Source organism: Flavobacterium psychraerolatum, assembly GCF_025960985.1.
GTDB lineage: Bacteria > Bacteroidota > Bacteroidia > Flavobacteriales > Flavobacteriaceae > Flavobacterium.
The window spans coordinates 54,500-79,282 of record NZ_JAOQMX010000016.1 but is presented as its reverse complement, the minus strand read 5'-3'; the positions used below and the strand labels follow the sequence as shown (position 1 = coordinate 79,282).

At 32.8% G+C, this 24,783-nt stretch carries 22 protein-coding genes and 1 tRNA gene; 14 read left to right on the top strand and 9 right to left on the bottom strand.

The genetic code is table 11. From position 1 onward, the window contains the following. Positions 1–268 precede the first annotated feature (268 nt). Positions 269–763: a TlpA family protein disulfide reductase gene (locus M2326_RS08100; protein ID WP_264619059.1), complete on the top strand. Its 495-nt coding sequence runs from the start codon at positions 269–271 to the stop codon at positions 761–763. A 27-nt stretch (positions 764–790) separates the two neighbouring features. On the opposite strand, the gene M2326_RS08095 is transcribed toward M2326_RS08100, so the two are convergent. Then, positions 791–961 (bottom strand): hypothetical protein, encoded by a 171-nt coding sequence (locus M2326_RS08095; protein WP_264619058.1) that lies wholly within the window; start codon positions 959–961, stop codon positions 791–793. A gap of 356 nt (positions 962–1,317) precedes the next feature. Here M2326_RS08095 and M2326_RS08090 point away from each other — a divergent pair. Further along, positions 1,318–1,388, top strand: a tRNA-Trp gene (locus tag M2326_RS08090). Positions 1,389–1,721: 333 nt separating this feature from the next. Here the strand turns inward: M2326_RS08090 and M2326_RS08085 are convergent. Then, positions 1,722–2,192 (bottom strand): phosphoethanolamine transferase domain-containing protein, encoded by a 471-nt coding sequence (locus tag M2326_RS08085; protein ID WP_264619057.1) that lies wholly within the window; start codon positions 2,190–2,192, stop codon positions 1,722–1,724. A gap of 375 nt (positions 2,193–2,567) precedes the next feature. On the opposite strand from M2326_RS08085, the gene metG reads away from it, so the two are divergent. The 4 genes from metG to M2326_RS08065 all read left to right on the top strand — a co-directional run bounded on the left by metG (position 2,568) and on the right by M2326_RS08065 (position 7,802). Then, entirely contained in the window at positions 2,568–4,637 is a 2,070-nt protein-coding gene (gene metG, locus M2326_RS08080) for a methionine--tRNA ligase (protein ID WP_264619056.1), read from the top strand. A gap of 72 nt (positions 4,638–4,709) precedes the next feature. Then, positions 4,710–5,582: a DMT family transporter gene (locus M2326_RS08075; protein WP_264619061.1), complete on the top strand. Its 873-nt coding sequence runs from the start codon at positions 4,710–4,712 to the stop codon at positions 5,580–5,582. A 10-nt stretch (positions 5,583–5,592) separates the two neighbouring features. Continuing rightward, positions 5,593–6,279, top strand: coding sequence for an HAD family hydrolase (locus M2326_RS08070; protein ID WP_264619055.1), 687 nt, complete (start codon positions 5,593–5,595; stop codon positions 6,277–6,279). 296 nt (positions 6,280–6,575) lie between these two features. Beyond that, the gene (locus M2326_RS08065) at positions 6,576–7,802 is read left to right on the top strand and encodes an OmpA family protein (RefSeq protein WP_264619054.1); all 1,227 of its coding nucleotides are present in this window, start codon (positions 6,576–6,578) and stop codon (positions 7,800–7,802) included. Between the two features lie 422 nt (positions 7,803–8,224). On the opposite strand, the gene M2326_RS08060 is transcribed toward M2326_RS08065, so the two are convergent. Beyond that, positions 8,225–8,557 (bottom strand): single-stranded DNA-binding protein, encoded by a 333-nt coding sequence (locus M2326_RS08060; protein ID WP_264619053.1) that lies wholly within the window; start codon positions 8,555–8,557, stop codon positions 8,225–8,227. A 178-nt stretch (positions 8,558–8,735) separates the two neighbouring features. Here M2326_RS08060 and M2326_RS08055 point away from each other — a divergent pair, with 178 nt between their 5' ends. From M2326_RS08055 to M2326_RS08040, 4 genes are all read left to right on the top strand, one after another. After that, entirely contained in the window at positions 8,736–10,265 is a 1,530-nt protein-coding gene (locus M2326_RS08055) for a carbon-nitrogen hydrolase family protein (protein WP_264619052.1), read from the top strand. A gap of 2 nt (positions 10,266–10,267) precedes the next feature. Next, positions 10,268–10,615 carry a hypothetical protein gene (locus M2326_RS08050; RefSeq protein WP_264619051.1) on the top strand — a complete coding sequence of 116 codons (348 nt, stop codon included), beginning with the start codon at positions 10,268–10,270 and terminating at the stop codon, positions 10,613–10,615. 12 nt (positions 10,616–10,627) lie between these two features. Next, a complete protein-coding gene (locus M2326_RS08045; RefSeq protein WP_264619050.1) occupies positions 10,628–12,970 on the top strand; it encodes a M28 family peptidase in 2,343 nt (780 codons plus the stop codon). 96 nt (positions 12,971–13,066) lie between these two features. Then, a complete protein-coding gene (locus tag M2326_RS08040; protein ID WP_264619049.1) occupies positions 13,067–13,690 on the top strand; it encodes an MCP four helix bundle domain-containing protein in 624 nt (207 codons plus the stop codon). 497 nt (positions 13,691–14,187) lie between these two features. Here the strand turns inward: M2326_RS08040 and M2326_RS08035 are convergent, their stop codons facing one another. From M2326_RS08035 to M2326_RS08020, 4 genes are read right to left on the bottom strand one after another with little or no spacing between them, the layout of a single operon-like run. Further along, positions 14,188–15,159 (bottom strand): deoxyhypusine synthase family protein, encoded by a 972-nt coding sequence (locus M2326_RS08035; RefSeq protein ID WP_264619048.1) that lies wholly within the window; start codon positions 15,157–15,159, stop codon positions 14,188–14,190. Positions 15,160–15,173: 14 nt separating this feature from the next. Then, positions 15,174–16,058, bottom strand: coding sequence for an ABC transporter ATP-binding protein (locus tag M2326_RS08030; protein WP_264619047.1), 885 nt, complete (start codon positions 16,056–16,058; stop codon positions 15,174–15,176). 11 nt (positions 16,059–16,069) lie between these two features. Next, positions 16,070–16,870 (bottom strand): ABC transporter permease, encoded by an 801-nt coding sequence (locus M2326_RS08025; RefSeq protein WP_264619046.1) that lies wholly within the window; start codon positions 16,868–16,870, stop codon positions 16,070–16,072. A gap of 19 nt (positions 16,871–16,889) precedes the next feature. Continuing rightward, complete coding sequence (locus M2326_RS08020; RefSeq protein WP_264619045.1) at positions 16,890–17,987, bottom strand: putative urea ABC transporter substrate-binding protein; 1,098 nt, start codon at positions 17,985–17,987, stop codon at positions 16,890–16,892. A gap of 412 nt (positions 17,988–18,399) precedes the next feature. Between M2326_RS08020 and M2326_RS08015 the strand changes: the two genes are divergently transcribed. Both M2326_RS08015 and M2326_RS08010 read left to right on the top strand, forming a co-directional pair. Continuing rightward, the gene (locus M2326_RS08015; RefSeq protein ID WP_264619044.1) at positions 18,400–19,632 is read left to right on the top strand and encodes an ABC transporter substrate-binding protein; all 1,233 of its coding nucleotides are present in this window, start codon (positions 18,400–18,402) and stop codon (positions 19,630–19,632) included. 140 nt (positions 19,633–19,772) lie between these two features. Next, entirely contained in the window at positions 19,773–20,495 is a 723-nt protein-coding gene (locus M2326_RS08010) for a hypothetical protein (RefSeq protein ID WP_264619043.1), read from the top strand. 67 nt (positions 20,496–20,562) lie between these two features. Here M2326_RS08010 and M2326_RS08005 read toward each other — a convergent pair whose 3' ends face one another. Both M2326_RS08005 and M2326_RS08000 read right to left on the bottom strand, forming a co-directional pair. Further along, positions 20,563–21,216: a response regulator transcription factor gene (locus tag M2326_RS08005; RefSeq protein WP_264619042.1), complete on the bottom strand. Its 654-nt coding sequence runs from the start codon at positions 21,214–21,216 to the stop codon at positions 20,563–20,565. Further along, positions 21,213–23,027: a PAS domain-containing sensor histidine kinase gene (locus M2326_RS08000; RefSeq protein ID WP_264619041.1), complete on the bottom strand. Its 1,815-nt coding sequence runs from the start codon at positions 23,025–23,027 to the stop codon at positions 21,213–21,215. Before M2326_RS08000 ends, M2326_RS08005 begins: the two co-directional genes overlap by 4 nt. A gap of 369 nt (positions 23,028–23,396) precedes the next feature. Here M2326_RS08000 and M2326_RS07995 point away from each other — a divergent pair, with 369 nt between their 5' ends. Both M2326_RS07995 and M2326_RS07990 read left to right on the top strand, forming a co-directional pair. After that, positions 23,397–24,113, top strand: coding sequence for an urea amidolyase associated protein UAAP1 (locus M2326_RS07995; protein ID WP_264619040.1), 717 nt, complete (start codon positions 23,397–23,399; stop codon positions 24,111–24,113). 11 nt (positions 24,114–24,124) lie between these two features. Next, complete coding sequence (locus M2326_RS07990) at positions 24,125–24,775, top strand: urea amidolyase associated protein UAAP2 (protein ID WP_264619039.1); 651 nt, start codon at positions 24,125–24,127, stop codon at positions 24,773–24,775. The last annotated feature ends 8 nt before the right edge of the window (positions 24,776–24,783 follow it).

The following is a 24,783-nucleotide window of genomic DNA, read 5'->3' as shown; positions in this document are numbered from 1 at the left end:
TCTTTGAAAATCCATATCTCAAAAGTACATTTTTAGAAGCTAAAAGCGAAATGCACTAAAGTACATAGTTTTAACTATTTTTGGGACCAATAAAAACCTCAAACGATGTTACTTCCAAATATTAAAAAAGTTGACATGAACCCAGCAAAAGCCAACAGGTGGAACAAACCGTAATTCCGCATTAACCTAAAATTGAACAACAGAAACCAAGTGACTATTTGTAAGAAAAAAATAATATATTTGAAAGACCAAAAAACCAAGTCAACAAATGAAAAAAACATTCTTAATTCTAGCCACTTTATTTATTGTAAATGCTTTTTCGCAAGAGAAAAAAATATGGGCAAAATCTATAATTAATCAGAAAGCTCCAAAACTAGTGGTTGAAAAATGGCTAACAGATAAGCCAAACACTAAAGGGAAATTTATTCTAATCGATTTTTGGGCAACATGGTGTGGTCCATGTAAAATGGCTATCCCCGAATTAAATCGTTTTAAAACCGAATTTGAAAGCGACTTAGTAGTTATTGGAATTAGCGATGAATCTAAAGGAAAAGTAAACAGTTTAATCTCACCCAAAATAGAATACTCTAGTGCGATTGACAGTGAAAGAACGATGTATGAAGCATTAGAAATAAAAGGAATTCCACACTGTATTTTGATAGACCCCGATGGAATTGTACGCTGGGAAGGTTATCCGATATTAAGTGGTTTTAAATTGACTTCCGAAGTCATAAAGGATATCATAGAAAAGTATAAGAAATAATAAATACTTTAAAAAAACACCAGCCTTCTATTTATTTTCCGATTCGTTATTATTCTTTTGTTGGTTCATTTTGGTCACCAAAGCTTTCAAACGCAAGGCACTTTCTTTTTTCTCTGCTTGTAATTTTGCCTTCTTTTTATTGAGCAGTTTGGTATGCAAGGCTTTGTTTTTGGTATTTTTTTCGGGTCCTTTTGGCATGGTGACAATCTTACGTTATTAGTAACGTAAAGATAAAAAAAATAATGAAGTCAACATTATAGATTAATCAAAGCTGTTAGGTTTACAACCTAAAAGTTGCTATGAACACTGAAATAAAATTAAAAACAAAGAAATTTAAACTATCAGTCAGAATTTATAAGTGTCTAAACTAATTTCCAACAAGTATTTTCAACTGATAAGAAAAAATCATTTATTAGAAATTAAAAAACATCAATTGACTGCCAGTTCATTACGTAAATACGAGAAATTTATTAGCTATACCGATTGCCGATGCTAGTTTTTATACCAAATAACAGTATATTTGCGCACTGATAGCAGTTTATTCTGCTTATACTACGGGCGTAGTTCAAGGGTAGAATAGCGGTCTCCAAAACCGTTGATGGGGGTTCGAATCCCTCCGCCCGTGCAAATTCAAATAACAAAGCCTCAGAAATATTTCTGAGGCTTTGTTATTTGAATTAAAATCATTTTTATTTTTAAAACAAATTCCGGACAAAAATTAACCAGTAAAAGGTACTGTTCTGATGTATGTAGTCCATATAAAAGGTAGACAAGAAAAATCGATATATACCTTAGGTTGGTTAATTGTGAATACCAAAGCTTTCAAACGCAAAACACTTGCTTTTTTTTACTACTTGCAGTTTCGCATTCTTTTTATTGAGTAATTTTGTGTACAAGGCTTTATTTTTGATGCTTTTTTTCGGAGCCTTTTGGCATTTTTTACTTGCTTTTAATTTTCTTAACAAAGATATACATTACCAACCACCTCCTCCATTTTTTGAGTGCCTACTAATAGCTCTTTACCATTATTTAATTCTAAGGCAAGACCTTCATCTCCTTTGATGTTGTACACGGTTCCATATTTTGTAAATAATCGAATACCATAGCCTACAAAACTATATCTAATTACTTTAGCTGATTTTACACCTTTCCATTCGACTACTCTAGTTGTGAATGGGGAAAACTTAATTCTGATTTGTTTTTGGTCAATTGTCGTTTCCAATTTTGAAAACCAAAATAGCAACAAGATTATAACCGAAATTATTGCAGTTGCAAACAAACTTGAATTTGACATGGGCTTATCTCCAAAATCCTCCTCTTGGATGACCTGATTATAAATCCCATAAACTGGAATAAGTGCTACCACAATTAGTATAAGCCACAGCCACCATTGGGTAAATTTTTGTTTCTCATGGAATTGGGTTCTCATTTTAGGGATTTTAATGATGCAATCAAATATAAGAAATAATGCATTTGCTTTAAATATATTAAGATAAAAATGGCTACAAAACTTTGCCGAAGCTTCAAGACTACATGAACGGTACCAACTCTTACAATCCATCTTTGTATTCAAGCAATTAACTAATATAAATTTATAAGATTAACAATTTTGAGATAAATGGTATAGGTAAGTCAAATTCCTAGCCCCGATAGAAGCGGTATCCTTTTCTTGCTTTTTTTTGCAAGAAAAGATATAGCGTATAGCGGGAAATAGCTCCTAAAGAAATACAATCTCAACTACTCTTCTGTTGTTACTTGTCGCTAAGGGAAAATTGATTATTTTTGCACCCAATAAAATAGAAAAATGATACAGAATCCGAAGAGATATACCATTACTGCTGCTTTGCCTTATACTAACGGACCCATTCATATTGGGCATTTGGCGGGGGTTTACGTTCCTGCCGATATTTATTCGCGTTACTTGAGAGCGCACAACAAAGATGTTTTGTTTGTGTGTGGAAGCGATGAGCATGGTGTAGCTATCTCGATGAAAGCTAAGAAAGAAGGTATTACGCCTCAGGAAGTGATTGATAAATATGATGGAATCATTAGAAAATCATTCATTGATTTTGGCGTTTCATTTGATAATTACTCGAGAACTTCGGCTAAAATTCATCATGATACTGCTCAAGATTTTTTTAAAAAATTATACGAACAAGGTGATTTTATCGAGCAAGTAACAGAACAATTATATGATGCAAAAGCAGATCAGTTTTTGGCAGATCGTTTTGTAACAGGTACGTGCCCAAAATGTGGCAACGAGGAAGCGTATGGTGATCAATGTGAAAAATGTGGTTCTACCTTGAATGCTACGGATTTGATCAACCCAAAATCGACTATCACGGGAGAAGTTCCAGTGATGAAAGCAACGAAGCACTGGTTCTTGCCTTTGGATAGATACGATGCTTTTTTGAGAGAATGGATTCTGGAAGGACATAAAAATGACTGGAAACCGAATGTTTACGGCCAAGTAAAATCGTGGATCGACGGTGGACTAGAGCCTCGCGCGGTGACACGTGACTTGGACTGGGGAATTGATGTTCCAGTGGAAGGTGCAGAAGGAAAAAAATTATATGTATGGTTTGATGCTCCTATTGGATACATCTCTGCTTCTAAAGAATGGGCTGCTCGTGAAGGAAAAGATTGGGAACCGTATTGGAAAGACCAAGAAACAAAACTGGTACACTTTATAGGAAAAGATAATATTGTGTTTCACTGTGTGATTTTCCCAGCGATGTTAAAGGCGGAAGGCAGCTATATTTTGCCAGACAATGTTCCTGCTAACGAGTTTTTGAACTTGGAAGGAAACAAATTATCAACGTCCAAAAACTGGGCAGTTTGGTTGCACGAATATTTGGAAGAATTTCCAGGACAGCAAGATGTTTTGCGTTATGCTTTGACATCAAATGCTCCAGAAACAAAAGACAACGACTTTACTTGGAAGGATTTTCAAGCAAGAAACAATAACGAATTAGTGGCTATTTTCGGAAACTTCATCAACCGTGTGGTGGTGTTGACCAATAAATATTATAATGGGGTTGTTCCAACTCCAAACGAATTAAGCGAAGTTGACGAGCAAACACTGGCGGAATTGAAAGCATATCCTGCTGTGATTTCGAGTTCAATTGAGCGTTACCGTTTTAGAGAAGCTTTGGGCGAATTGATGAATGTGGCTCGTTTGGGTAATAAATATTTGGCTGATGAAGAGCCTTGGAAAGTAATCAAAGACAATCCGGAACGTGTGCAAACACAAATGTATGTGGCGTTGCAGATTTCGGCAGCATTGAGTACACTTTGTGAACCATTCTTGCCGTTTACTTCAGAAAAATTGAAACGCATATTGAATATTACAGCAACAGCTGCTCCTATTACTTGGGATACTATTACGGAAACCTCAGACTTATTGCCAGCTGGACACCAAATAGGACAAGCAGAATTGCTTTTTGCAAAAATAGAAGACGAAGAAATTCAGAAACAAATAGACAAATTGGAAGCTACAAAAACCGCCAACATCGCAGAGAACAAAAAAGCAGAACCACAAAAAGAAACGATTCAGTTTGAGGATTTCGCCAAAATGGATATTCGAGTGGGTACCATTCTAGAAGCTGAAAAAATGCCAAAAGCAAACAAACTTTTGGTTCTAAAAGTAGATACTGGAATTGACGTTCGAACTATTGTTTCGGGAATTGCCGAAAGTTTTAAACCAGAAGACATCATCGGGAAACGTGTGAGTGTTTTGGTAAATTTAGCACCAAGAGCGTTGCGTGGTGTAGAAAGTCAAGGAATGATTTTGATGGCGACCAATGCCGAAGGGAAATTGGTGTTTATTAATCCAGATACAGAGGGAGTTCCTAATGGGGATATGATTAGTTAAAAACAAAAACATAGATTACACCAATTGCCACAAATTACTATTGTGGCAATTGGCGTTTTATTATTAAGATATATGATCAATACCAAACCTAAAATAGCACTAGCGATTGGAATACTATGTGTTTCCATTTTTCCTATTTTGGTACGTTTGCAACTATCTTCAGGGTTGATATCCGCATTTTACAGAATGTTTATAGCAGCTAGCTTATTACTACCTTATAGTATTGTAACCAAAAAAAATCGTCTTCCCAATACCAAAATCTTAGTATTAGCCATTCTTTGCGGAATTATATTCGCAACTGACATTGCTATATGGAACATTTCTATTCAACATTCATCTGCTACACAAGCGACTTTATTAGCTAACCTGTCCCCAGTATGGGTAGGAATAGGTTCTTTTTTATTTTTAAAAAACAAACCCACACTTAATTTTTGGATAGGAACTTGTATCGCACTTTTTGGGATGATAATTTTGGTTGGTTTTGAAGTATTTATTGGACTCCATTTTGATTTGCCTTTTTTGTTGGCCTTATTATCTGGAATACTATATGCTACCTATATATTAATGAGCAAAAACATTTTGTCTCAGATTGAAGTACTTCCCTTCATGAATATTGTTTTGGTATCTGCTACTGTATTTTTAGGAATAATTTGTTTTATTACAGGAGAAACATTTACAGGTTTTACCAAAACTGCTTGGTTAGTGTTATTTATTGAAGGGACCATCTGTCAATTGATCGCATGGTTACTACTTAGTTATGCAACCCAACACTTACGAGCAACAAGAATTTCACTAAGTCTATTGGGCCAAGCGGTACTCGTTACCTGCTTTGCTTGGGTGTTTTTGGATGAAAAAATGAGTTGGCTTAGGATTATTGGTGCTATTATTCTACTTTTAGGAATACGAATGACATTTTACACTAAAACTTTTTTGAATAAAATATAAAATACAAACTATGAACTTGAAAGTAATTGCTTTTGATGCTGACGACACCTTATTTGTAAACGAAACGTATTTTGCTGAAACCGAAGAGAAATTCTGTGCTTTGATGAGCGACTATCTTTCGAAACAAAGTATTTCACAGGAATTATTCAAAATAGAAATTGATAACCTTCCAAAATATGGCTATGGAATAAAAGGCTATATCTTATCGATGATTGAGGCTGCAATGACAATTTCAAACAATACTATCCCAATAGAAGTGGTTAATAAAATAATTAAGTTTGGAAAAGAGCTTATTGATAAACCAATTGTTCTCTTAGACGGTGTTGAAGAAACCCTAGAAGCATTGTATGGGAAATATAAATTGGTCGTTGCGACTAAAGGTGATCTTTTGGACCAAAGAAGAAAATTACACAATTCTGGACTTGGCAAATATTTCCATCATATTGAAGTGATGTCAGACAAGCAGCAAATTGATTACTTAGATTTATTAAGACGATTAGAAGTGCAACCAGAAGCGTTTATGATGATTGGAAATTCATTAAAATCGGATGTTTTACCAGTTTTAGAAATCGGTGGTTATGCAGTTCATATTCCGTTCCATACAACATGGGCACATGAGCGAATAAATCACAAAATTGAACATCAAAACTTCAAAAGTATCAAAATCATCACTGAAACACTCAGTATAATAAAATAAATTCCTCTATTTAACATGTTTTAAACTACATAAATAAAGAATTTCCTTGCTCTATTATTGCCTAAATATAAAAAATTTCAAAATACAGAAAACACATAAATAAAGATTATAAATTACAGTACTGATAATCTAATCAGTAAAAAAATGATTGATTTTTAAAAAAACATAGAAATACTAACAATATGAACTCAATAAAAACTATCTAATTACACTATTTTTAGCTAAAAAAACTAAAGAAAAAACAAAAACTCTACATTTTAAAAAAAAATATTTACTTTTATAAAAAATTTAAAACAATGAAAAAACTTATAATTACTTTAGTTTTTGCATCAGCTTTTACAGCAGTAAATGCACAAAATGAGGCAAAAAAAGAAAACGAAACTGAGAAGTACAACAAATGGTCTATCGAAGTAGCAGGTGGAGTTAGCAAACCCTTAAACCGTTTAGGTGGTACTTTTGGATTTGTTACACCAGTTACTGTTGACTTGGGTGTTAGATACATGATCAACAACAAATTTGGTATCAAGGGAGATTTAGGATACAATTCTTTACACGAGAAAAGCGGTACTCCAAGTTTTGACTCTAGATATTATAGAGGAGATATCCAAGGTGTTGCAAACTTAGGTAGAATCATGAACTTCGAAACTTGGACAAACAGAATTGGCTTATTAGGTCATGCTGGTGTTGGTCTAGGAATGATTAGATCTGGTGGTACTAAGGACTGGGTTGGAAATGGAATAGCTGGATTAACAGCACAAGTAAGATTATCTGATCATTTTGCATTGACAATGGATGGAACTGCTATTTTAAATGTTAGACAAGATTTATCATTTAATGCTGCTCCAACTGGATCAACTGGTTACGGAGGAATACTTAACGGAACAGTAGGTGTAACTTACTATATCGGAAAAAACACAAAACACGCTGACTGGATCGTTCTTGATGCTACAAATGGTTTAGAAGCAAGAGTTTCTGAATTAGAAGCAATGAATGCTGATACTGATAGAGATGGAATTGTTGATTATTTAGATCTTGAACCAAACACAATGTCTGGAGCAATGGTTGACGGTAAAGGTCGTGCTATTGACGCAAACAAAAATGGAATTCCTGACGAAATAGAAAAATACATCGATGCTAAATACAAAGGCGGAAACGGTTCTGGAGTTAGTGATGACACTATCAAAGGTTTAGTTAACGGTGGATACGTTAGTGTATTCTTTGATTTTAACAAATCTACACCAAACACTGAGTCTACAGATGCTGTTGCTTATGTATTAACTTACTTGAGAAACAACCCTTCTGCTTCAGTTGACATTATAGGTCATGCTGACGAAGTTGGAAGTACATCTTACAACAATAACTTATCTTCTGCTAGAGCAAATAACGTTAAAGAAACTTTATTGAAATCTAACATTGCTGCTTCAAGATTAAATGTGATTGCTGCAGGTGAAGATACTTCAGTTGATGTTAACTCTGATGCTGCTAGAAAATTAGTAAGAAGAGTTTCTTTTCAAATTAAATAATCCTATTTAGTAATATACTTAAAAGCTCCAAAGGGTTTCCTTTGGAGCTTTTTTATGAAGTAATTAGAGCTAGAGATTAGAACCAATTAAATACCCCAACCTGCTTTTGCATTTGGGGTATTTTTATTTAAATAAAACTAGGGTGAAAGCAATAATCACTACAATTTTATAACTTGCTAATTCTAAATGGAGTCATTAAGAAATAAATCCAAAATTTTAAAAAAGGATTAAGTTCTTTAAAGCTTATAACTAATTATGCTTTATAACAATCAAAACTATTCTATAAACAGATTGATTCCTTTTTACAATGGACTTACATCTTATCGTTAATTACAGGATTGAAAACTCAAATTACTGACCAATAAAAGGCCCTAGCAGACATCGTGTTTTGTTCACTAGGACCTTTATTGCGTTAGAAAATTCTACTTGCCCAACATCAACAACTCAGAAACAACAACCTCCGTAATGTAACGCTTCTCTCCATTCTTGTCATCGTAAGTACGATGTGTAAGCTTTCCTTCAATTGCAATTTCTTTTCCTTTAACGACATATTTTTCTATAATTTCAGCAGTTTTTCCCCAAGCAACTACTTTATGCCACTGGGTTTCTACTACTTTTTCTCCTTTTTCATTTTTATAGCTATCATTAGTAGCTAAAGTAAAATTGGCTAATTTTTTCCCTCCTTCGAAATTTTTAATTTCTGGATCATTACCTAAATGTCCTACTAACTGTACTTTGTTTCTTAATGAATTCATGGCGTATATATTTAAAGTTACTTAGTGTTGATGGATTCGTTCCATTCAACAAGGCAAAGATGCAACGACTCCCAAAAGTTATTCGGTTATCATTCAATTACTTTCGGTTGTAAATATTTGTAAACGTTTGTAAACGGATAAGTATTTTTTGTATCTTAGCTAAAATCAAACATACTATATGCAAGCAGAAATCAATAAAGTTGAATTAAGAAATTTAAAAATAGCGGATTATAAAGAGTTAAAAAAATCCATGATTGAGTCTTACCCAGAAATGGCCGATAGCTATTGGGATGAAGCACAAATAAAAAAATTATTAAAAATATTTCCGGAAGGACAGTTGGTCATCATTGTAGATGATATTGTTGTTGGATCTGCATTATCATTAATTGTGGACGAAGCTTTGGTAGATAAAAATCACAATTATGCCCAAATAACAGGCCAATATACCTTCTCTACACATAAATACAAAGGAGACATCCTTTATGGGATAGATGTATTCGTACACCCAAAATACAGAGGACTACGATTAGGCCGAAGACTATATGATGCTCGAAAAGAAATTTGTGAACAATTTAATTTGAAATCGATTGTCTTTGCTGGAAGAATTCCAAATTACGGAAAATATGCCACTGAATTGACACCAAAAGAATACATTGACAAAGTAAAAAGAAAGGAAATACATGACCCCGTACTTTCTTTTCAACTTAGTAATGAATTCCATGTGATGCGAATCATGAAAAATTATTTAGAAGGTGATACCAAGTCAAAAGAATTTGCTGTTCTATTAGAATGGAATAATATTTATTATGATGATAGCCCACGAATTATTAATTTAAACAAAAGCGTTATTCGATTAGGCTTAATCCAATGGCAGATGCGTCCCTTAAAAGATTTAGATGCATTGTTCGAGCAATCTGAATTTTTTATAGATGCAGTTTCTGGCTACGGAAGTGACTTTGCTGTTTTTCCAGAGTTATTTATAGCTCCATTGATGGCAGATTACAACCACTTATCAGAAGCAGATGCGATTCGAGAGTTGGCAAAATATGCTGAGCCTATTAAGAAACGCTTTCAAGAACTAGCCATCGCTTACAACATCAATATTATCACAGGTAGTATGCCTCATATCGTAGATGGTACACTCTATAATGCCGGTTTTTTGTGTAAAAGAGATGGAACGAACGAAATGTACACTAAAATACACATCACACCAAACGAGGTATTCCATTGGGGAATAACAGGTGGTGATGTAATTCAAACTTTTGATACTGATTGTGGTAAAATTGGAATTATCATATGTTATGATGTCGAATTCCCAGAATTATCAAGATTAATGGCAGATGAAGGTATGAATATTTTGTTTGTCCCTTTCTTGACTGACACCCAAAATGGTTACACACGTGTAAAACATTGCGCACAAGCACGAGCCATTGAAAATGAATGCTATGTTGCTATTGCAGGTTGTGTTGGTAATTTACCCAAAGTAAACAACATGGACATTCAGTATGCACAAACAGCGGTATTTACCCCATCTGATTTTGCGTTCCCAAGCAACGGAATCAAAGCAGAAACTACCCCAAACACCGAAATGACTTTGATCGTTGATGTTGATTTGGATTTACTTAAAGAACTACACGAGCATGGGAGTGTAAAAATATTAAAAGACCGACGTCACGATTTATACAAGATTAAAAAAACAAAAAGCTAAATATGAAGAGCTGTTTAGAATGTGGTGAAAAAATCATAGGTCGAGAGGACAAAAAATTCTGTAGTGATGGTTGTCGTAATGCTTATAATAATAAGATTAACAAAGACAGCAATAACTATATGCGTAACATTAATAACAAATTACGCAAGAACTACCGTATCCTTTCAGGTATAAACACCGAAGGGAAATCAAAAACCACAAAATCTAAGCTATTGAGTTTAGGTTTTGATTTTGATTTTTTCACCAATATTCTAAAAACAAAAACAGGTAATACCTATTATTTCCTATACGATCAAGGCTACCTACTACTTGATAATGATTTTTATATGTTAGTAAAAAAAGACATTTAATTCCGTTACCACATGAAGACAAAAAAGTATGGTTCCCTGATTTCTGTTTTATTTCTATTTTTAACTTTAGGAATAATGTATTATACCGTAATGCCTCAAGCAAGTGTAGAATCTAATATGCCTTTGGATGAATTTTCAACCAAAAGAGCTTTTACACAAGTACAAGCTATTTCAATGCAACCGCATTATGTAGGTTCGAAAAATCACGAAGTAGTGTTTAAATATCTCCAAAAAGAATTGCAAAAACTAGGATTACAAACTAGCACGCAAGAAGGTTATACTTTGACAGATTGGGGAAACTTGGTGTATTCAAAAAACATACTCGCTCGAATAAAAGGTATAAACTCCACCAAATCTCTACTATTACTCACTCACTATGATAGTGCACCGCATTCAGCTTCTTACGGTGCTAGTGATGCTGGTTCTGGCGTAGCAACGGTTCTCGAAAGTCTAAGAGCATTTTTAAATTCTAAAAAAACACCAAAAAATGATATAATTATTCTGTTCACAGATGCCGAAGAGCTAGGTTTGAATGGAGCAGCACTATTTGTTACCAGACATCAATGGGCAAAAGAAATCGGCTTGGCACTCAACTTTGAGGCACGAGGTACATCGGGTCCGAGTTATATGCTTATGGAAACCACTAATGGAAATGCAGGATTAGTCAATGAATTCGCCAATGCGAAGGTTGATTTTCCAGTATCTAATTCTTTGATGTACAGTATTTACAAAATGCTACCCAATGATACCGACCTAACTGTGTTTAGAAAGCAAGGAAAAATTCAAGGTTATAATTTTGCGTTTATTGACGGACATTACAATTACCACACTGCTCAGGATGACAGTCAACATTTGGACAAAAACAGTTTGGCACATCAAGGCTCCTATTTATTACCATTATTGCATTACTTTTCGAATGCCAATTTAAATACGACTCATTCACAAGATGATGAAGTTTATTTTAATCTCCCATTCAGCTTTGTACATTATCCATACGAGTGGATACAACCTATGCTCTATATTGCCATTACAATTTTCATACTGCTAGTTTTCTTTGCAAAAGCACAACGAATTTTGGATATAAAAGGACTTTTCAGAGGTTCAATTCCATTTCTACTTAGCCTTATCTTCTCTAGTTTGCTAGCTATTTTTGGGTGGCAAGGATTACTACAACTATACCCACAATATAACGACTTACTTAATGGTTTCACTTACAATGGTCATGACTATATGGCTGCATTTGTCTCTTTGACCCTAGCGATTTGCTTTTTCTTTTACAAATACTTCTCTACAGAAAAAGCCACTATTAGCAATTGGACAGCACCACTTTTCGTTTGGTTATTGCTTAACGGAGCTATAACGTATTATCTAGAAGGGGCCGCATTTTTGATTTTACCTGTATATTTTGCTTTATTTAGCTTTGCTTATTTCATACTAACCCAACGAAATAACCGCTGGTTCCATCTAATTATCGCATTACCTGCAGTCTTTATTATTACCCCATTTATTTATATGTTTCCAGTAGGATTAGGGCTAAAAATGCTCGTAGGCAGTACTATATTAACTGTTTTGTTATTCGGATTACTTTTACCTATTTTTGAAACTTTTCCAAAAAAGGGACTATGGGCTATCTTTTTCTTGATTGTTTCCCTTTCTTTTTTCACCAAAGCGCACATCTACTCTGGTTATGAGAAAGGAATGGCAAAATCCAACAGTTTATTATATTATTTGGACGCAGACAATCAGAAAGCATCTTGGATTACCTACGACATAAATTTGGATGATTGGACCAAAACCTATTTAGGCACTAGTCCAAAGCGAACAAATTTACAAGATGAAATTCCGTTATTTAGTAAATACAACAGTAATTTTACGTATGCAAAAGAAACTGAAACGAGAGCTATACCGGCACCAAATGTTGTATTTCTAAAAGATAGTTTGACTGACAACCTCCATTACTACAAAATAAAAATTATGCCCAATCGTAACGTCAACCGCTATGATATTTTTGCAAATGTTAAAATGGACTTCTATCATTTCAAAGCCAATGGTATTTCTCAACTTGAAGCAAGTAGCAATATGATGAACCGTGATGGTAAAAAAATATTAAGTTATTATGTAGTAAATAACCAACCACTTGAACTGGAATTTATAATTAATAGAGCTACCGTTTTTGATATGTCATTGCTAGAAAGTTCATTTGACTTATTACAAAACCCATTATTAAACGTAGGACCAAGATCTGATTGGATGATGCCCACACCATTTGTCTTAAATGATGCTGTTTGCATAAAAAAAACAATTATTCCGAATCCTGAAGTTCTCAATTCACCAACTGTAATAATTCCCGAATAACAAAGGATTCCATCTCAAAGTTCTTTTGATTAAAAAAAAGAAACTCTTTTTTTTAATCAAAAGAAAAAGGTATCTTTCCTAATAATTTTCCTGATTATGAAAGACTTAAACAATTTAAATAAAAAGTCAAAAGCAGCGATGGTTTTAATTTTCGTCACCGTTTTGCTTTTGATAAGTAATTATTTCAACGGACAAAACTCCAAAAAAACAAATGAAAGCATTAAAGCAATTTACAACGATCGGTTAATGGTAAGCCATTATATTTTTCAGTACAATAATGCGCTTCACGAAATAAAAAACGCCCCATTACAAGCCAACAAAACTAATACTGAGAAACAAAATCTAATTTCTAGCCATCTAGAAATCATGGACCATCTGGATAAAAAATACTTAGCAACCGTTTTGACACCTGAAGAAAAACAGTATTTTAATGCTTTCCAAAAACAATCGATAGCACTGCAAAAACACAACAATAGTAACCAATGGCACCAATTAACTACAAGTGTAGAACAAAGTTTAAAAACATTGATACTTCTGTCACAGGTCCAAATTAATGAAGGAAAAACAGAGCTTACAACTGCAAATACATTACATAATGGAAACCAAATTTTCGCCCAATTTGAAATTGGGTTGTTTATAATATTAGCTTCTTTGTCAGCCTATTTATTGGTTTTAAAAAAGATGAAAATTAAAATTCCAGAGGCACCTAGTATGAATTGATTATTTCTAGCGCTTTCCTTAATATCCGATAGGAAAGCAGAACAGCAAACTCAATGATACTGGCGAAATCATTAAAGGTTAATTTTGCTCTTCATAAACAATTCAATTTCTACTATGTCACACTTTAGGGAATTCAACTGTATAGAAGTAAAAATTCTTGACTCTTTATTATATAAATTCAAAAAAACAAAGCAATAACCAAATCTTTCAACAACTATTTTTATTTTAAAATCAGAAATCACTTCCCAGCTGATTTCTGATTTGTTTGAGCAATTTAATATCCCATCCTCTGTAAATGAGTAAACTACATGATCGGAAAACAAGTCTATCAATAAACTTATAAAGGTTGTTAATAGCAATCCAAATATTGTGTTTTTATATACTAAACCTAAAGTTTTATACTGAAAGCAATAGCAAATAAATACTAAGAAGGCAATCAAAATTAGTGAGATTGCGAGGACTGTTGGAGTTTTGGATTTATATATTTTCATGACAAATTATTTATCCAGAACCATTGCAAAGACTAGAGGTGCAACGATAGTGGCATCAGATTCAATAATGAACTTTGGAGTATCAACACTCAATTTTCCCCAAGTAATTTTTTCGTTAGGGATACAACCGGAAAAAGATCCATAACTAGTTGTAGATTCTGAAATCTGACAGAAGTAGCCCCAAAGCGGAATATTTTCTTCTTGTAAATCTTGGTGCAACATTGGCACGACACAAATTGGAAAATCACCTGCTATCCCTCCACCAATCTGGAAGAATCCAATAGGGCTTTCTTCTTTAGCCGTTTTAATATAATAATCAGCTAGATAAATCATGTATTCAATTCCGGAACGCATTGTATGTACATTTTTGATATCTTTTTTGATAACATGACTTGCATAAATATTCCCCAAGGTGGAGTCTTCCCATCCTGGAACTACTATTGGTAGATTTTTCTTTGCTGCTTCAAGCAACCAACTGTCTTTAGGATCAATTTGGTAATATTGTTCTAATTCTCCAGACAATAATATTTGATACATAAATTCATGAGGAAAATAACTCTTTCCTTCTGCATCTGCTTTTTGCCAATATTTTAAAACTACATTCTCAATGCGTCTCATTGCTTCCATTTCAGGAATACAAGTATCTGTTACACGATTCATATGCCTATCTAACAAGTCTTTTTCGTCTTGTGGCGTAAGATCACGATAATTTGGAATTCTTTCGTAATAATTATGTGCAACAAGGTTAAATATATCCTCTTCTAAATTTGCGCCTGTACAACTAATGGCATGAATTTTCCCCTCGCGAATCATTTCTGCAAGCGATATTCCTAATTCAGCGGTTGACATCGCACCTGCGAGTGTGACCATCATCTTATTACCCTGATCAATATGTTTTTTATACCCCTCGGCAGCATCTACTAGTGCAGCAGCATTAAAATGCTTAAAATTTGTTCTTAAAAATTCAGAAATTTTCATTTAGTAATTTATATTTATTGATTAATTATATGATCTTGATGTGTTAATTCAAAATGATGATGCTCCAATACATTGCTAGCAGTCAGTCCTTCATTACGAATTGTTTTGACTAAGTTTAAAAACTGTGGTTCATCTTTAATTCCTAAACCTTTATCTTTAGTCCAATTGTTGTCAAGATCTTTTACAATCTTTGCGCCATTGGCTCCATTATAATATTGTGATAGAACGATTACTCTAGTACCTAGATAAATTGCTTCCTCTAAATCATGTGTTACAAATAATATGGTTTGCCCCGTTTCTTTCCATTGTTCTAGCATAAAAGCATGCATTTGTTCTTTGGTTCCTGCATCTAAAGCTCCAAAAGGCTCATCCATAAGTAATACTTTGGGCTTCATGATCATTGCTTGAGCAATGGCAACCCTTTGCCTCATACCTCCTGACAACTGGTGTGGAAATTTGTCCGCATGATCCTGTAAGTTTACTTTCTTTAAATATATATGGACTAAATCATTATAATCTTCCAACTTCCAATTAGGAAAAATACTATTGGCTAAATTCTGCCAAAGACTATGGTTTTCTAATTCTAGTCCTATCCTAACATTATCTCTTACTGTTAAATTATCAAACAAACTGTATTTTTGAAAAACGACTCCTCTGTCTCTGTCGGGTTTGTCTACTTGCTTTCCTTCCATTAAGACTTTTCCGTTTGATGGTTTCTCTGATCCAAGAATCATTCTCAGGAGTGTTGATTTACCACAACCTGTTGGTCCAACAATAGTCACAAATTCACCCTCTCTAATTTTGATATTGATATTGGTTAATACAGTAAAACTTTGATTTGTTTGGTCGAGATATTCTTGCTTAATGTCTTTTAATTCTAAGATATACTTGCTTTCCATAATTTTCATTTTTATTTATTGTACCATGAATAGGATTTCTTTAGCCAGAAACAAATAGCGACGTCTACTAATAGCGACAAAATCCCTATCCAGATTACATAAGAAATAATACTGTCCATAGCCATATATCTTCTTACTACAAAGATTCTATAACCTAAACCCTCTGTGGCCGCCAAAGCTTCACCAGAAATAAGAAATAAAATAACTGCTTTAAAATTAAGGCGTACACTATCCAACGCCATTGGAAATATTTTTGGTAAAATAATTTTAAAAATCGTTTGAGTTTTACTAGAGCCCATCGTTATCGCTTTTACCAATTGCTCTTGAGGAAATGCCTTGACTTTTAAATAAGTATCCAAAATAATAGTGGGTACTACTCCAATTACAATAAGTGCAATCTTAGAAACTTCGCCCAAACCAAATACAATAAATAAAATAGGCAATATGGCTAAAGCTGGAATTTTGTCAAAAAACAAGAAAAACTTATAAAACAACTTGTCAAGAATTTTGAAAGACCCCATATAAACACCAAAAAGAATTCCAGCGAAAATAAAAATCAAACTTATATAAATTCTTCTACCACTTGCTACAGAATCTTCCCAGAGTCTATAGGTACCCGACCTATCAGGAATAAATGTCGAACGGTTAAAGGCATCTATGATTTGACTAAATGTTGGAAGCAACTTATCTGCTGGATTTATTAAATGTCTTTGATGAGAAAAAAATTGATACAGTAACAGGACTACCAAGAATAAAAGAATCGATAAAAAACTATCTTTCCACTTGATTGCGTTTTTATTTGAAGTTATCATACTATGCGTTTTTAATGATTTATAATTTATCGTTTGCTACCTTTTCCATATAACTAGCATCAAAGTAAAGTTTGATATTATTCTTATCACCTTGAACACTACCATCTGGATACTGAATACCTACTTGGTCAAATGAACTAGCATTTTCACCTAATAAACCATGAGAGAAACAAAATTTCCTGATGTAATCCATGTTTTTTACAATCTCCTTACTTTTTACATAATTGATAGCACTCTTAGAAGTGTAGAACAAAGCCGTTGTTTTGAGTTGATCTTTATACTCTTGCAAAGTAGAACCACCTGACTCAGCCATAATTGTTAGGGCATCATCTGCAGTTTTGTTTTCTTGCTTCATTATTCCCATGACTTCATACCATGTTCCTACTAAAGCATTTCCGATTTCGGGGTTAGCATTCAAAACATCTGTATTCACTACCATCAAATCTATTATTTCACCTGGAATTGATGCAGAAGAAAAAATTTGCTTAACATCTTTTTCTTCTTTAATTTTCATTACCAACGGATTCCAAGTAACTACTGCTTTCAATTCTTTATTTGAAATAAAAGCTGGAGCAATATCAGAATCACTTGTATTTACAATCTTTACATCAGATTCCTTCATGCCTTTTTTGTCAAGTGCCCTCGAAAACAAATAGTGAGATACCGATAACTCCACTAGATTAACTTCTTTACCCATTAAATCTTCAATTTGTAAATTATCCCTCGTAAGCAATGCATCATTTCCATTAGAATAATCCCCTAAAATTATTGCTGTACTAGCGATACCTGCAGACGCTGGCATGTCTAACGCTTCCATATTTGTCATTACACATCCATCAACTTGGCCAGCAACGTAGGCTTCAATCGATGCGATATAATCCATTTTAATTAATTCAATTTCTATTCCGTATTTTTCTCCCCATTTTTTTAAAATTTTAGATTGATTTGCATAATCCCAAGGTTGCCAACCAGAATAAATTGACCAAGCGATTTTAAATGTTTTTTTCTTACTTTCTAATCCAGAAGAATCTTTTTTATCGCCTTTTCCACAAGCTACAGTAAGTGAAACTATCAATAAAAAAACAATTACTCTTGTAACACTATTTAATTTTTTCATATTTCATATTTTAAATTTGAATCATTATAGATTTTAATACCTAAGCAAATATAGAAATGTTTTTACATACTACCTAAGTAATTTGTTAATTTTTATCAATTTTATCGAATATAGTAATATTATCCTTTTACGTATATATATTGACAAAAAAAATATCACGAACATGCTATTCATTATATTATAGTTAATCAAATATAAAAAACAGTAAAAATAAATTGACATAGTAATCATTTTATTGTAAAATAATCAATTTTTACAATAAAGAAAAAACCTATATTAAATGCATTAAACAACTTTAATTACAAAATTTTTCGAAATTTTTGTTTCAAATCAAAATTTTTTTATACTATTGCTTAAGTATTTTTAAATATTAGAGAATATCGTACTTTCGAAGTAAAAAATTTCAAAATTAATGATGCCTATATATCCTAAACAAGTTACATATACAGTCTTTGCATTTATTTCGCTAACTGTGATTGCTACCTTATTTATAGTTATAAAAAAAAATGTAGCTGACCCTAGTCCCAACACGATAAAAATTGGATTACTGTATGCAAAGACGGGAGATTGGGCCATCAGTCAGAAATCTGTGCATGATGCAATGGCTATGGCGGTTGAAGAAATCAATAATGATGGAGGATTATTGGGAAAACAAATTGAAATTGCAGCTATAAACAACGAATCCGATGATCGTTTTTATAATACTAATGTGTCGGAATTATTTAATAAAGAAAATGTTGTTACTCTATTTTGCTTTGTTCCCAAAATTATAATAAATCATAATCGAACTAAGAATGAATCATCAGACGGATTAGTATTTGATTTGGCCGATTATAATGCTAAAGAAAGAAATACAACTACTATAAAATTGGGTTCATCACCTAATCAATTATTATACCCTGGTATTAATTACTTATTTAAGAATAAAAATTCATTATACACTAATTACATTATTTTAGGAACAAATGACTCTTATTCTCTGGAAGCCAATAAATTAATTAAAAAGTATCTGTCTCAAAAAAAAGTACCATATGCAAACATTCATCCTATTCTGCTTACCCCCCAAAAAGACAATATTTCTGAAGTAATAGTTAATGTTAAAAAAATAGTATCAAATGGAAAAACGTGCATATTAAACACGATGAAAGGCAATACAAATATTGTTTTTTTTAAAGAGTTTACCAATCAAGGCTTGTCCTCATTAAATTGTCCTATAATGTCTTTTACAATTTCTGAAGATGAACTAATGAAAATGTCTGCCGAATTTAATATTGGTCATTATTTTTGTAGAAATTACTTTCAATCAGTAGACGCAGAAAATAATATTCGATTTGTAAGTGATTTTAAACTATATAGTGCTATAAATGAATTACCTGATGGTATTGATCGCGTAACAGGAGAAGAGATTTCTAAAATATATAATGGTGTTTTTTTATGGAAGAAAGCCGTTGAACTCGCACTAACTTTTGAACCCAATGCCGTTAAAGCAAAACTTGCAGGACTAGTATTTAATTCGCCCGCAGGAATAATAAAAATCAATAAAAGAACACTGAGCTTAGAAAAACCAGCTATCGTGGCAGAAAGCACTATTGATGGTCAAATGATGGTGCTATGGGAATCTAAGCAATTAATTTTGCCCTTTTAAATACGTTATTCTTTTTTAAAGACTACCTAATAATCTTAATTATCAAAAAAACTGGAGCAATCCTACTAGCTATCTATTGCCTAAAATTACGCATATTTTAAAAAAACAAAACTGAATTATAGATCCTAAAATTTAAAACTATGAAAAAGCAAAAATTATTTTCCTATATTTTGACAGCTGTATTTTGCTACACAATTAATGCACAAACAACAGACTCTACTACAGTAGAAAAAAAATTCAACGTTAATACTGGTATTGATATTCTAAATAATTATATCTGGCGTGGTGTACCACTAGACAAAGGGCCTAATTTACAACCTAGTGTCATTTTGAATTATGATAAATTGAAATTAAGTTTTTTAGGATCTTACAGCCTCAAATACGAGTTCAATAATATCATGACTGTTCTTAGCTATGATATTGACACAAAAATTGGTACAATCAGCCCTACTTTAAGCCACTATTATTATCCATATGATGGCGTTAAATTAAGTGATTACAGACGGCATGATGGTAGTTTTTCTCATATCACAGAATTGGGTTTTCAATATTTAGGTGATAAAATTCCTTTAAGAATTTACACCTCCATGAATATAGTAAATGACGTTGAAAATTCAACGTATTTTGAAGCTGGATATAGCTTAAAAGTTAACCAGATGACCTTTGAACCCTTTGTAGGTGGAGTTTTTAATAAAAGTCCCGATTGGCAAGCTGCAACAAGTGCTGGACTACTCAATATAGGCTTCAACATTTATAAAGAAGTAAAAGTTGCAAGCGGCAATAATCTACCTTTAACTGGCACTTTGAGTTATCACACCCAACTAGATCTCTTGAGTGTAATGGTTCGACTAAGTGTATTTTAAAACACATAAAAAACACCCCCAACGTATTTATTACAATGGGGGTGTTTTTACTATTGATCAATTGGAATTAATTCATCTTATTAATAATTACAATGGCTTCCTCTATACTTCGGGTACCAAATTTTTTAATAATATTATAGCGATGTGCATCAATTGTACGTACACTATTCCCCAAAACATCCGCAATCTCTTTACTGTTTTTACCTTCGATAATTAAATTTATAATTTCCTTTTCTTTTTTCGAAAGATTTTCAGATAACACATTATTATCCTGAAGATTAACCTCTGGTTGATTTTGGTTTTTAAAGTGTTTAATCACACTATTTGACACATCACCAATATAATAAAACTGATCGTTATCCACAGCTCTTATGGCGTCTAAGAATATTTTATTACTGGTGTCTTTTAGTAAATAACCTTTTGCCCCCATGTGTAATGCTTGTAAAACATAATCTTCATTATCATAGAGCGAAAATATTAAAATTCTCAGGTGTGGACTTTTGTTCAATAACTTTTTAGCCGTATCGATTCCGTTTAATTTTGGCATTCTAATATCCAAAATTAAAACATCTGGTTCCAAATGTTTGACCATATCAATAACTTGTTCCCCATCTGAAGCCTCACCAACTACTTTCATATCTGGCTCATTACTTATTAATGTACTAAGACCATTACGAAAAATTTCATGATCATCTGCTAATATAATTTTTATAGTTTTCATGTTAAATTAACTTCTAAGCGAACCGTAGTTCCTTCATTTTTTACTGATTCTATTTTGAGCTTACCCCCAATGATTTCTGCTCTTTCTTTCATAATTCGTAACCCATTATTTTTTCGGGTTTTATCTACTTCATATAGAGATTTTTCGATATAATTAAATCCTTTACCATAATCCGTAATCGACATTACCAACTTGTCACTATTGTTACAAAGCGAGATATCTATACTTTGCGTATTAGAATGTTTCACAATATTATTGAGTGATTCTTGTAAAATTCGGTACACTCCCATTTCAACCTCTTGGGTTAAAAATTCAGGATTGATCTCTTCATCAAATATAACAACAATCTGAGCTTCTTCTTCAATATTTCGAAGCAATTCTGACGTTGCCGATTTCAAACCAAAGTCACCAAGAACACTCGGCAACAAATCAGAGCAAATACGTCTAGTTTCGTCAATTATTGATTTTAATAATGAATTGACACGATCCATATCTTGTTGTATATTAGGATGCTTTGTTACAAGCATCTCCATACGCATACGCATACTAGTCAACATTTGCCCAATTCCATCATGAATTTCTGCGGCCACACGCGTACGTTCTTTTTCTTGCCCTGCTAGAATTGAATAGGATTTTATCTTTTGTTCTATTTGCTTAGCTCTTAGTTGTAATTCATTAACACGTTTTAGTTCCTCTTCAGTAAATTTACGTTTGGTTATATCATTAGAAACCATTAAATATTGATAAACACAACCTTTTTTATCAATTATAGGAATGAGGGTAGCATCCAACCAAAAACCAGTTCCATCTGAAGCATGGTCAAATACATCTCCTTGCCATACTTCTTTTTTCCGCTCTGGATCTCTTATGTGCTCATAAATAACACTCTCCTCTTTTCCAAAACTATTATAAAAAAGTGGTTTACCCACTAGTTCACTCATATTGTAGCGTGTAACATGACAATATCGGTCATTAGCATACAAAATAATCCCTCTATCATCTGTGCGTACCATATAAGTAGCACGTTCTAAAGCAAAAGTAGTTTCGCTTAATTCCTTATTTGACGCTTCAAAAGATTTGTTTGCAATTTTCAACTCGTTGGCTAAGTTATGGGCTTTATTCTCGGATATAGTTAACCCAGTAATCACTTGTCGAATTCTAGTGGAAAGTGGGTAAAAAATAAAGATGATTTCGAGAAGTAGTACAACAAGTAAAAAACCTAGAAGCCAGAATTCGATATTTTTTAATTTAAACAAATTTTGACGCGAAAAACGATCATAATCAAATACAATCAAATCCATAGTGAGTAGATATGATTTCTCATAAACCAATATGCGGTCTACTAACGCACCAATTTTTTCTTGCGACGGATTCTTATTATTTTTAATTTCAAAAATAAGTTGATTACCGCTTTTTAAAATTTCTTGATAAGGCTCTTCAATTATTTCATACATTGTTTCGAGTTCTACACGATCATTTTTTTCAATATTCAAAAATTCACTGCCCTTGAGCAATCCTTCCTGCAATGCTTGCCACTGCTTCAAGGTATTATTAAATTCCCGTTGATCGTTTTCTACATCTTTCCCTTTCTCTATCAAAAGAGCCAGCTTAGCCAATGACTGACTATAGGTCCGCAATTTTGCGGTATAATTAATAATATGCGAATCATTTGCCTGATTGCTTAGGTACGCTTGTATTAAACCTTGACTTAAAATTGATATTAATGCAATGACAGACAAGGCAATTATATAAAATTTTGTAAACGTCTTGAAGGTTTTATTATATCGTTCTTGGCTTACTTTTTTTTCCATCCGCTATTGTATTGAATCATTCAAACTCTTCTTAAAAATAAGAATTTTTATGCTATTACTTAGGTAAAAATAGCATTTTTAATAAATATATTAATCAAAAAGAGACTTAAATATATAAACATAAATATAAATTTAAACAAAATTAAATGCAAACAACTCAAAAACATATACTTAACATACCATATAGAATTCAATTCCTATGTGCTGTTATAGCAAAGAATAACTATCTATAAACTTGAACTTAAAAAAAATACTTAATTATTTTTAGATTTATAAATCTAATTCAAAAAAAAAACTATCTTTACCTAAGTAATTATAAAAACATTACTTAAGTGATGTTTAATGTTAGTTAAATAAAAGAACAATAATATGGAACAGTCAAAAAGCTTTATTTTGCAGCCAGGAGTAAAATGGTCTGCCACAATAAAAAAAGGAAAATCAATAAAATTAACTGCAACTGCAAAAGGAGCCAATTTGGCCATGATGCTTTTTAACGCATTTGACTTCAATGAAAAGTATAACATGCCTGACACCTTAAAGGCCCAATATACTTCTTGCTTAAAAAAAGGGAATGTATTAATGAGTGACAACGGAAGAGTCCTTGCAAGTATTACTGAGGATTCTCTAGGGTGGCATGATACCATCTCGGGATATACCACTAGAGAATTAACAGATACAAAATATGGTAAGACATCCTATCAAGACCAACAAAATGAATGGCTACGAAGCGGTCAAGAAAATTTTATGATCGAAATGATTAGAAATGGACTAACAAATAGAGATTTCGCACCAAATATCAATTTATTTTCGAAAGTATCCTGTAATGAAAAAGGCGCAATGAAATACCACCCAGAGCATTGTAAAGAAAATGACACGGTAACCTTGCGACTAGATATGGATGTTCTAGTTATTCTCTCAAATACTCCAAATCCAAACGATACATCAAATGTATATTCATCAGTTCCTGTAAAAATGGAAATAATCGATACGGAACTTGCGGACCTACAAACTGACTATTGTGCCAATTTCAGAGAGGAAAACAAAAGAGCTTTTGAAAATACATATCAATATTATTCACTGTTTTAATAAAAAATATCATGGAAACTTTAACTCAAATAGCAAGTACTAAAAATATAAACGAAGCCATTTTCTTAAAAAAAATACTCGCTGGAGATGGTTGGATGTACGAATTGGAGCCAGGACAAGTATTAAGAATAGTCGACCTTGAAGGAAATCAAGCCGCAGATACTATATTTTTTGATTCTGATAATCCTGAAGATCATTACAGTGCTGTAGCAACAATAAATACACAGTCTAACATTTACTTAACGGCAGGATCGGTATTAAAAGCAGAATCTGGTAAATCATTATTAAAAATAATTGCAGATACTTGTGGTCGTCACGACACCGTAGGTGGATCTTGCTCTGCACAAAGTAACTCAGTTCGTTATGCTCATGAAAAGGTAGTTATGCACAATTGTCGCGACACTTTTATGTTACAATTGGCTCTATTTGGAAAAAACTATTCTAAAAAAGACTTAGCTCCCAACATTAATTTCTTCATGAATGTACCAGTTACTAAAGATGGTGGATTAAAATTTGAAGATGGTCTATCTGCGCCAGGAAAATATGTAGAACTGATTTCACTATGCCGCACGACTGTACTTATAAGTAACTGTCCGCAATTGAACAACCCTTGCAATGCTTACAACCCAACTCCAATCGAAGTATTAATCTGGAACCAATAATTGAAGCG